Annotated in this window: 13 protein-coding genes; 10 read left to right on the top strand and 3 right to left on the bottom strand. The window is 35.1% G+C overall.

The genetic code is table 11. The features are described from left to right. Positions 1-162, top strand: a 162-nt coding sequence (locus PN471_RS05495) for an ATP-binding protein (RefSeq protein ID WP_271775981.1), incomplete at its 5' end; no start/stop codon positions are given. Between the two features lie 114 nt (positions 163-276). Here the strand turns inward: PN471_RS05495 and PN471_RS05490 are convergent. Next, positions 277-2,004 (bottom strand): putative bifunctional diguanylate cyclase/phosphodiesterase, encoded by a 1,728-nt coding sequence (locus tag PN471_RS05490; RefSeq protein ID WP_271775979.1) that lies wholly within the window; start codon positions 2,002-2,004, stop codon positions 277-279. A gap of 685 nt (positions 2,005-2,689) precedes the next feature. Here PN471_RS05490 and PN471_RS05485 point away from each other — a divergent pair. The 7 genes from PN471_RS05485 (at position 2,690) to PN471_RS05455 (ending at position 6,308) form a co-directional block, all read left to right on the top strand. Next, positions 2,690-3,346, top strand: coding sequence for a DUF1361 domain-containing protein (locus tag PN471_RS05485; RefSeq protein WP_193896261.1), 657 nt, complete (start codon positions 2,690-2,692; stop codon positions 3,344-3,346). A 347-nt stretch (positions 3,347-3,693) separates the two neighbouring features. Beyond that, positions 3,694-4,512: a TlyA family RNA methyltransferase gene (locus tag PN471_RS05480; protein WP_271775980.1), complete on the top strand. Its 819-nt coding sequence runs from the start codon at positions 3,694-3,696 to the stop codon at positions 4,510-4,512. A gap of 127 nt (positions 4,513-4,639) precedes the next feature. Further along, on the top strand, positions 4,640-4,762 hold the full coding sequence (locus PN471_RS05475) for a hypothetical protein (RefSeq protein ID WP_271775978.1): 123 nt from the start codon (positions 4,640-4,642) through the stop codon (positions 4,760-4,762). A gap of 101 nt (positions 4,763-4,863) precedes the next feature. Further along, positions 4,864-5,223, top strand: a complete 360-nt coding sequence (locus tag PN471_RS05470) for a type II toxin-antitoxin system RelE/ParE family toxin (RefSeq protein WP_168695090.1) — start codon at positions 4,864-4,866, stop codon at positions 5,221-5,223. Next, positions 5,220-5,552, top strand: a complete 333-nt coding sequence (locus PN471_RS05465; RefSeq protein ID WP_190384232.1) for an XRE family transcriptional regulator — start codon at positions 5,220-5,222, stop codon at positions 5,550-5,552. The genes PN471_RS05470 and PN471_RS05465 overlap by 4 nt, the downstream gene beginning before the upstream one ends. Before the next feature lie 89 nt (positions 5,553-5,641). Further along, entirely contained in the window at positions 5,642-5,914 is a 273-nt protein-coding gene (locus PN471_RS05460; protein ID WP_190384231.1) for an AbrB/MazE/SpoVT family DNA-binding domain-containing protein, read from the top strand. Then, a complete protein-coding gene (locus tag PN471_RS05455) occupies positions 5,907-6,308 on the top strand; it encodes a PIN domain-containing protein (protein ID WP_271775977.1) in 402 nt (133 codons plus the stop codon). The genes PN471_RS05460 and PN471_RS05455 overlap by 8 nt, the downstream gene beginning before the upstream one ends. Here the strand turns inward: PN471_RS05455 and PN471_RS05450 are convergent. Continuing rightward, complete coding sequence (locus PN471_RS05450; RefSeq protein ID WP_213710361.1) at positions 6,305-6,508, bottom strand: hypothetical protein; 204 nt, start codon at positions 6,506-6,508, stop codon at positions 6,305-6,307. The genes PN471_RS05455 and PN471_RS05450 overlap by 4 nt on opposite strands. A 229-nt stretch (positions 6,509-6,737) precedes the next feature. Here PN471_RS05450 and PN471_RS05445 point away from each other — a divergent pair, with 229 nt between their 5' ends. Further along, on the top strand, positions 6,738-7,025 hold the full coding sequence (locus PN471_RS05445) for a hypothetical protein (protein ID WP_271775976.1): 288 nt from the start codon (positions 6,738-6,740) through the stop codon (positions 7,023-7,025). Here the strand turns inward: PN471_RS05445 and PN471_RS05440 are convergent. Beyond that, positions 7,016-7,588, bottom strand: coding sequence for a hypothetical protein (locus PN471_RS05440; protein WP_271775975.1), 573 nt, complete (start codon positions 7,586-7,588; stop codon positions 7,016-7,018). The two genes, PN471_RS05445 and PN471_RS05440, sit on opposite strands and share 10 nt — an antisense overlap. Positions 7,589-7,722: 134 nt before the next feature. Between PN471_RS05440 and PN471_RS05435 the strand changes: the two genes are divergently transcribed. Then, the coding region (locus PN471_RS05435; RefSeq protein ID WP_442867134.1) for an NACHT domain-containing protein at positions 7,723-10,486 on the top strand (2,764 nt) is incomplete at its 3' end.

Genomic DNA, 10,486 nt, shown 5'->3' with positions numbered 1-10,486 from the left:
GGCTCTAATGTCGGTAATATTGCTGGAACTGGCTTAGGACTTTCCATCGTGAAAAAATGTGTAGATTTGCACCAAGGGGAAATTAATATAGATAGTCAAATAGGCAAAGGAACAACAGTTACAATTACCATTCCTTATTTACAGCCAATTGCAGATCAATGAGGTACAGGATATAACTGCAAAGCCAGATACCAGGCCAGTTTTACTCTTGACTCGGTGACTTAGTTAAATAATCATCAGCACCAAGTTCCATCCTTCGACGTAAATCAGACCAATCTAGCAGTTAAGAAAATTATTAGCTAGTAAAAAAAATCTCAGCTCTTCTATTGGTAAAGGATGACTGAAAAAATATCCTTGAATAACTTCACAATTATTTTGTTTCAACCAATTTACCTCTTCATTTGTTTCTACTCCTTCAGCAATAATATCAACCTTCAAAGTATTTGCTAACTGAATAATACTTTTTAGAATAGACTGTTTATTTTCAACTTTATCAACATTGATAATAAAATACCGATCTATTTTTAAATGACTAAAGGAAAATTCGTGCAAATATTTAAACGATGAATACCCTGTACCAAAGTCATCAATTGATACTTGAACTCCATAATTCTTTAAGGCATTTATTTTGTCTTTCACAAGTTCAATGTCTTGAATAAACACCGTTTCTGTGAGTTCTAACTCTAATAGTTCTGGGTTAAAATTTTCCTCGCTAAGGATATCATTAATTTTTTGAACGAAATTTTCTTGTCTAAACTGAAAAGGGGATATATTTATGGCCAATTTAAAATTAGCTAATCCTTCTGCTTGTAAATTTTTTAATTGCTGACAAGCTCTTCTTAAAATCCATTTCCCCAGAGGAATAATCAAACCTGATTGTTCAGCAATAGGAATAAATTCTGCTGGATAAATCATACCATATTCTGGATGTTGCCAACGGATCAATGCTTCAATACCAACCACTTTTTTAGTTGTAACATTGATTTGTGGCTGATAATAAAGTTGAAATTCTTTGTTCTCGATTGCCTGCAAAAAATCAGATTCTAAAATAAGTCTTCTAAAAACAATATCCAGAATTTCTTGATTATAAAAACGATAGAAATTACCATTTTCTAATTTACAATGCTCCAAGGTGACTTCTGCATAAGTTAGCAGTTCTCCTAATTGCAGCGCATCATTTGGATAACAAGCAATTCCAATTTTAGCTTGCACAGATATTTCCTGCTCATTAACAATTAAAGGTTGTGACAAACTATCTAAAATTTGTTGAGAAATATCACCAGCAATACTCCCATCTTCCACTGGCTTTAACAACAATGCTAATTGGTCATTTTCTAAATAAGCCATGAAACCAATAATCTGATTGGAAGAGTTTAGCTTATGTAATTGTGCAGCTACATCCTTCATTAACAAGTGTTTAAAACTTGAGTTGAATAATAATTTACTATGATAAACCAAGTTTATATCAATTAGTAACAACGGCAAAAATTGATTTTGATTGTCAGCTTGAAGACGGTTCTGATTAAAATACTCTTCTAAAAAAATTTGATTGGGTAAACCAGTTGAATTATCATGACGCATTAGATTATATATCTCAGTTTCCATTTGCTGAATCTGAGTTTTATAACGTTGGGTTAATAGTTGACGTTTTTCTAATCGTGTAGAAATAGCCTTAAGTAGTTCATTAACCTCAAAAGGCTTAGTTAAATAGTCATCTGCACCCAGTAGCATACCTTGACGCCGATCACGGTGTTCTGCTTTAGCAGTCAGAAAAATAAAAGGAATTTCTGCTGTCAGTGGCTTTCGACGTAGTGCTTCAATAAATCCATGTCCATCTAATTTAGGCATCATCACATCGCAAAGAATTATGTCTGGGTGATGTTTATCTACCATGCGTAGTCCTTCTAATCCATCTGCTGCGGTGACGGTAATAAACCCATTTAGCTCAAGAATCTCCTGAATATTTTCTCTGATTTGACGCTCATCTTCAATAATCAAAATCATACTCATATAAGTAAATGGACATTAAAAATTATTGTTATGAGAAGGGAATAGAAAGGAACAGGGAACAGAGAAGAGGTTTTGGGTAACTTTACTTTTCGTTATCTGTCGGGATAGCTAAAACCCGATTTTAACATTTGCCAGTGATTTTTGCATCCTTACAAGTCAGAAATTATTCTATTTCTGTAGCTTAGTTAATACTACTATTGCATAGCTCAGAAATTATAGTTAATCTATGTATTTTCCAAAAATTAACTGTATAAAATATATAGTATGGGGATTCCTATATAGAGCTTGCTGATAGCGTAGCGTGGCGTTAGCCATATAAAGCCAAAACCGCTTATTAATAAAGGTTTTACAGATTTTTATCTCCAAAAAGTGCCAGGTTTTGGCCGATGGTGTCTCAAAATAGATGCATTTTTCCTTGTCGGATTTAGAAAATTGAGGATATCCAGATAGTTGAAACTGTCACCTGTCCCCGTGGCGTAGCACCTGTCACCTCCCCTCACAGACAACTTATTCAGCAAACCCTATGTAATGTAAAAGCCAAAATTCTGAAAGACAACCATTCTCTGCAACCGTGATCTAAAATAGAGTCTTGTACACAATATTTTTAGAGTTGTCGAAAGTCTGCAACTACAAATACTGTGTGAACAAAAAATAAGTTTATTTTACACATTTCAATTCTATGAAAGCAGAAGTAATTGAATTAATAACAACGGTTTTCCATGTTTTAAAAGTTAATTTGCGCTGGATGACTTGGAATTTATTTTTGGCTTTTATCCCTTTGGCTTTAAGTGTTTGGCTATTTCGCAAAAACCGCGGAGGTTCATGGATTTGGTGGCTAGGATTTTTGAGTTTCTATGCTTTTCTACCAAACGCACCTTATTTATTAACTGATGTTATTCATTTAATAGATGATATCCGGCGAGTTCAGTCAGTATGGATGATTACATTAGTGTTAATACCTGTGTATTTTGTCGTCATTTTTGGCGGATTTGAAGCCTATGTTATATCTTTGATCAATTTGGGCTACTATTTACACCGAACGGGTAAAAGCAAATGGATTTTTTCTGTGGAATTAATGACTCATGCTCTTTCTGCTGTTGGTATTTATTGGGGACGATTTTTACGGTTTAACAGTTGGGACTTTATTACTCAACCAGATGCGATAATCACCAAAGGTATAGAGGAAATACTTGGTAAACAGCCGTTGGTCATTATTATGATTACTTTTGTAATTCTTTGGGGTCTGTATTGGTTTATGAAACGAATTACTTTGGGTTTTGTTAACAATGGTGCTAACTCACAACTAAATGATCATCATATTCACAATACTAACTAATGACATACAGCAGAATTCAGGAGTCAGGAGTGAAATTGGTTTGCTGTTCCAATACTTGTCAGTTAAGCTCAAAAAATAGAATTACCTAGATTGGGTTGTGGAACGTAAACGTTTGCGGAGCAATCGGAACGTTCACGAAGTGTGGCGATGTAGGAGCCATAGCCATAACCCAACATTTACCAGTATTTGTTGGGTTGCTGTCCGACTTTGAATTTAGATTCTATAACTTATTAATCTACTGTAAATTGAATATCCCTGATTTCTTAAAGAAGTTGGGTATATCAACAAAAAATTCCTATTTAGATTTAAAATAGAAAAGCAAATATAAAAAACTATAAAAAGTGAAATTGGTGAAACAGCGATTAGATACATTATTAGTAGATTTGGGATTATGTGCTTCCCGTCAACAAGCACAGCGGCTAATTCAAGCTGGAGAAGTAACTGTCAATCAACATAAAATTGATAAAGTCGGGACAGAAGTGGATATTACCGCCCAAATTCAAGTTAAAGAACGTCCTCCTTTTGTGTCTCGTGGTGGGGAAAAACTGGTCAAAGCTTTAGAATGTTTTGGAATTTCTGTAACTAACAGAATTTGTTTAGACGGGGGAATTTCTACAGGTGGCTTTACTGATTGTTTATTACAAGCCGGCGCAAAACAAGTTTATGGTGTAGATGTTGGTTATGGACAAGTTGACTGGAAAATCAGAAATGATGAACGAGTAATTTTAAAAGAACGGACGAATTTACGTCAACTACAACCAGGGGAATTATATGCTGAAAATGCCATATTTCCTGATTTGATAGTTGTGGATGTTTCCTTTATTTCTTTAACTAAAATTTTGCCGGCAGTATGGCAATTAACACAAGCTCCCAGAGAGGCTGTGTTGCTGGTAAAACCACAGTTTGAGGTTGGCAAGTCTCGCATCGGCAAAAAAGGCGTTGTCCGCGATTCTGATGACCAAGGAGATGCAATTTTTAATGTGATGAAAGGGGCGTTAGAATTAGGATGGAAATATCAGGGTTTAACTTATTCACCAATAACAGGCCCTGCGGGAAATATTGAATATCTTTTATGGTTGGGAATGGAAAGCGAAATTATCCCTCCAACTTTAGCAGCAATTCAAGAAATTACTAAACAAGTCATGCAGGAGTTTGGGAAAAAATGATGAGTAATCAAGGTTTTAGTTGGTGTTTTGGGTTGGTACTTACTTCGCCTCTAATCTTGTCATCATCGTCACCTCCTAAGTAAAGTTCTAGAGCTAACAAGGTCTTGTATGAGTTGACATAGACCTAATGGCTATTTATCTGTTTTTTATCTGGCTATTAATGTCAGTTGCTAGTCAGGCGACGGGTGAAATCGCTACCATTACACAGAGTAAATGCGTAGTTGTAGCTCTTGGGGGATGGTATCGTTAGGCTCGTTAAAAGAATTGCTCAGTATCAGTACAGGCAAAAAAAGTTGTGAAAATTGACAAATTAAAGCTATGATTTATTACATCAACGTAATATAATACAAAGTGAGTTGGGAAATAGAATATACGAATGAGTTTGATATTTGGTGGCAAACTCTTAGAGAAGAGCAACAAGATGATATTGTCAGCGTTGTTCAACTACTTGAAGAAAAGGGAACACAATTACCCTTTCCTTATTCATCCGATGTCAAAGGTGCAAAAAACTCTCACCTGAGAGAGTTACGTATTCAAAGTCGCGGTAAACCAATCAGAGTATTTTATGCTTTTGATCCGCGACGAGTGGCAATTTTACTTATTGGTGGAGATAAAACAGGAGATAAGCGATTTTATGAAAAGTATGTTCCCATAGCAGATCGTCTTTATGAAGAATATCTCCAAGAAATTAGTCGGGAGGGTTTAATATGACAGGACATAAAAAGTTTAGTAATCTTACTAAAGATTTATCGGCAGAAAGAAAAGCCAAAATTGCTACTCAAACAGCTAAATTAAAAGAGGAAATGGCATTAGCTGAATTACGCCAAGCTTTAAAAATATCTCAAGCTCAATTAGCTGAAAAGTTGCAAATTAAACAACCTGCTATTTCTAGATTAGAGAATCGTACTGATATGTATGTTAGTCATCTCCGACAAGTTATTGAAGCTATGGGAGGAGAGTTGAAAATAACGGCAATATTCCCTGATGTGGAAGTGACAATTACTAATTTTGAAGATTTGGCGATGGAGATTGATAAGTAGGATTTAAAAATAGAGCGAAAGCTGAGATGTTTTAGCTTTGAGAGTTTTGCTAAAATGTAAATGGCTATAAAACAAGGAAATATTCAGCTATGACACTTGCTAATTTATCAATTCCTCAACAATATACACTTGATATTGAACCAGAAGGACGTTTGACTTTACCTAAAGAAATCCAAAAAATGCTGAATTTAGAATCAGGAGATAGATTAATTTTAACTCTGGAAGATAATGGAAAACTCCAATTAGTCAGCCTCAAACAACAAGTTAAAAAATTAAGAGGTTTATTAAAAGATAAATCACCTGATAGAAACTTAGTAGATGAACTTATCCAGGAACGCAGACAGGAGTATTTAATTGAATAAATCTGTGTTAGATGCTTCTGCCTTTTTAGCTTATCTTAGAGATGAAACCGGAGCGGAAATTGTAGAAAATGCGTTGATTGATGGGTGCTATATCAGTATTATTAATTGGGTAGAGGTATTGTCAAAAGTTGTTGATTTAGGAGAATCACCAGAGGAAATTATTAAACGATTGAGAGATGAAGGATTATTAGAAAATAGTCTAGAAATTATTGCTTGCAATGAGGAAGATGCTATAACTATAGCTAAATTTCGACCTTTAAGCAAAAGTGCAGGATTATCATTAGGAGATCGTGCTTGTCTTGCTTTAGGTAAACGCCTGAATTTACCTGTATTAACAGCAGATAAAGTTTGGAGTAGTTTATCTCTGGGAATTACAATTAATTTAATTCGTTAACGCTCAAACTCATTTATACTTTCGGTAAATTTCGCTAACGCTTCTGCTGCTAATGCTTCCAACTTACCATCTGCAATATCACGTTCTATCTGCTCATCCCAAAGTTCATAATCTAGGTTTAAAAACCATTGTCTCAGTTTCTCAAAATCATGAGATGGAAGTGAGAGAATTGCAGTTTCAATTTGTTCAAGCTGTGACATAAATAGTTTTTACCTCTTTATTCTTGAGAAAATTATAGCTTTATTTTGTCCTAGAGTTTAATCCTTGATCTCAGTGTATTTATTTTACTATACTATTAATAATTCTATTTGCACATTTATGACAACTACTAAATTTCCTGAGTATCATTGTATGATTATCCCACCCCCCAATTCCCAAAGAGCGATACATTTGCTAAAATTGCAATCATCATAACACCAATTAATCACTATGTACTCCACCAATCCACACCAAGAACTCTTACAAGCGATCTCCAACCTTAGCGATAGCGAAGCGCTCCGTAGGAATCAACAAATCCCACTTGTCTTGCAATTTATCTCATCCCTAGAAACACCTGTTAACAATTATCCAACTTCAGCTAAAACAGTTTTAGAACGAATGGGTGGTTATCCCAAATTTTTACTAGAAGGATCAGGAGATTTGTCAGATAGAGATGTACGCAAAAAAGCGATCGCTGACAGAATTCAGGCAAGACATCAAACAAGAACTCATGAATAATTATCCCCTGATTCTAATTGATACTGGAATTGTTGTTGCCTTCTCTCAACCAAAATCTGATTCATAATTTGCTGCTTCAAGGAAGCCGCCGCAACTGAAGCAATAATTTCCCAATCTTTTTCTGTCAACATTACCCCAAGCAGTTCGCGTAAAACCTGATGATTAGAAATAAACTCTTCACCAAAAAATTCATCCCTCCGCAACACAATTTGAATATGTTCTCTAACATTAGGTGTAGGTAGCCTGAATCTTTCCAGCAACTTCTCTCTGGCGGTAGCAGATACTATAGAAGTGGCAGTTCCTAAATTCCAATCTTTAAGCAACAAACGCACTTCTCGATTCAAAGAAATCCGCAAAGTTTTTAAACGATAAAACAATTCGGGATTAAGTAATAGTTGACTAAAACCAGAACCCCAATCTAAACCAGCACCAATATTACCCCCTACTTCTTCCTCAGCTTTAATGCTTTTTCTCAACCATTCTTCATTAAGTAATAAATCCATCGGGTTTGCTAATTCTTGGTTAGAGGTGAACGGAATATAATTAGATTCTTGCTGACTCATTACTTACCCTCACTGCTTTTGTTATAAGAACGCCATACACCGTACTCAAAATAAACCGTGATTTTTTAGCAGCTTGACAGATAAATGTGTTTGATGGTATAAACAGTAAAGATTCGTTATACCAGATTTTGTTTATGCTTGATAAGGTTGTTGACGCATTAATTGGGGAAACAGTACATAAAGTCTTAGATAAATTAAAGTATAGCGAAATACGATTACGATTGTTAAATAAATTTGGTTTAAAACCAGATACACCACCAAATGATTTTGATGGTGTTTATGTTTATACTTTAATTGAGTATGGTGTAGGTAAACAAAAAGTTATTTTACAGTTAATTTTACAGTTATTTAAAGAAAAAGAAATTAAAGAAGAGTTTCAGCAAGCATTTAGTCAAAATAGAAGTTTTAATATTCAAACATTAGATAATTTTATTCAAAGTTCTGATATTGGCAATAAAATCAAACATCAAAATATTGATTATCGCCGAGAATTGACTGAATTTGCCCGGTTATTTGTAGAAATTGCCAAACGAGCCAGAACAGCAACGGAAATTTTACAAGACCATAAATTAGAGAGTTTACAAAATAGTTTAAATCCTTTAGCAGAAATTCAAAAACAAATTACCCAATTAGCACAAAGTCAACAGCAATTATTACCACATGGGGAAATTCCCAGAGAAACGGAATTAGCTAAACAATTGAAAAAATGGTTTGAAACACTGGGTTATAAATTTGAAAATTACGAAGTCTTAGAAAAAGAATATTTTGAATGGATTATTAATATTCCCCATCCACTAGGAGGATATTACCGCATTTTAATTCACGGAGTAGAAGCAGAAGCAGGAATTAATGATATTAATGCAGTTAAAACAATCGTAGAAACTCAAAAAGTTGATCAAGGTTGGATTGTTGCACCGCGTCGAGTTAGTAAAGCAGCTAGAGAGACAGTTGAAAAATCAGAAAAAAAACAGATTTTTTGTTATACCTTTGATGAATTAATCGAAAAAAAAGCTGATTTTAATGGTTATTTTAATTGGTTAGAAACAGAAGTTAAAAGCCGAGGAATTGATAAATATTATGTTCCCTTGGCTTGTACTAAAGAAGAAATTGATTTAGTAACTAAACGTCATATTGGCGTTAGTCATTATGGTAAAGAAGACGATTGGATTGAGGGTTATATTAATCAATGGTTAGATGACCCAGTTAAAGAACATTTATCGGTTTTAGGGGAATTTGGTACAGGTAAAACTTGGTTTGCTTTCCATTATGCTTGGTTGGCTTTGAAAAAATATTTAGAAGCAAAAGAGAAAGGTACTCAAAGACCGCGTATTCCTTTAGTGATTCCTTTAAGAGATTATGCTAAGGCGGTGAGTATTGAATCTCTATTTTCTGAGTTCTTTTTTCGTAAACATCAAATTGATTTACCTGGATATTCTGCCTTTGAACAACTTAACGGCATGGGGAAATTATTATTAATTTTTGATGGCTTTGACGAAATGGCCGCACGGGTAGACCGTCAAGCAATGATTAATAATTTCTGGGAATTAGCAAAAGTTGTGGGAACAGAAGGAACAAAAGCAATTTTAACCTGTCGGACTGAACATTTCCCCGAAGCATTAGAAGGACGCAGCCTGTTAAATGCAGAATTACAAGCATCTACTTCTAATCTCACAGGAGAACCACCCCAATTTGAAGTTTTAGAATTAGAAAAATTTGATGATCAACAGATCAAACAGGTACTTAATTTTAAAGCCACACCAGAAACCGTTGATAGTATCATTAATAATGAACAATTATTAGATTTGGCACGTCGTCCGGTAATGATTGATTTGATTATGGAAGCATTACCGGATATTGAAGCTGGTAAACCTGTGGATATTTCCCGTGTTTATCTCTATGCAGTGCGTCAGAAAATGGCACGGGATATTAAAGCTGACCGCACTTTTACCTCAATGGCAGATAAATTATATTTCTTGTGTGAATTATCCTGGGAAATGCTGTCGAATGACAAAATGAGTTTAAATTATAAAGAATTTCCAGATTTAATTCGTAGTTATTTTGGTGAAACGGTACAGGAACAAAAAGATTTAGATCATTGGCATTATGACATGATGGGGCAAACCATGTTAATTAGAAATGCTGATGGTGATTATTATCCTGCCCATCGTTCATTATTGGAGTTTTTTGTCTCCTATAAATTGGGACGAGAATTAGGGATTTTAGCAGCAGATTTTCAGGAAGTTGTGGAGGTTCTTCCCTACGACCAAGGAACAACAGATTTAAGTCAAACTTTCGGGAAAACTCTATTAGCCAAAGCCGTCTTAGATTTAATGTTTCCCATGTTGTCAACAACAGCAAATCAACGGTTATTAACAAAAGTTAAAGCCACTAAAGGTAAAACTGAAACAGTAGCAGGTTACTGTGGTAGTAATGCGGTACAGTTGCTACTCAAAGGTAGTCGGTTGGCGTTAGAAAAACAGGATTTGAGTGAGACAGTTATACCTGGTGTGAATTTTGGTTTGGCTAGTTTGTATAATGTCAACCTGACGGGGGCAAATTTAACAGAGACTTTTTTTGCTAAGGCATTAGGATCAGTTTATTCCCTTGCTTATAGTCCAGATGGAAAATACCTGGTTACAGGAGATAGTAAGGGTAGAGTCCAAATTTGGAATGCTTTAACAGGAAGAGAAATATTGACTCTTTTGGGTCATAGCAGTGGGGTTATGTCAGTAGCCTGGAGTGGAGATAGTCTGACCTTGGCTAGTGGTAGTGATGATAAAACGGTGAAACTGTGGGATGTCCAGACTGGGGACTGTGTGCGAACCCTAGAGGGTCATAGCAGTGTGGTTATGTCAGTAGCCTGGAGTGGAGATAGTCTGACCTTGGCTAGTGGTAGTG

It is taken from the genome of Aphanizomenon sp. CS-733/32 (assembly GCF_028330045.1).
Lineage (GTDB): Bacteria > Cyanobacteriota > Cyanobacteriia > Cyanobacteriales > Nostocaceae > Dolichospermum > Dolichospermum gracile.
This window is presented reverse-complemented; position numbering and strand designations above follow the sequence as displayed.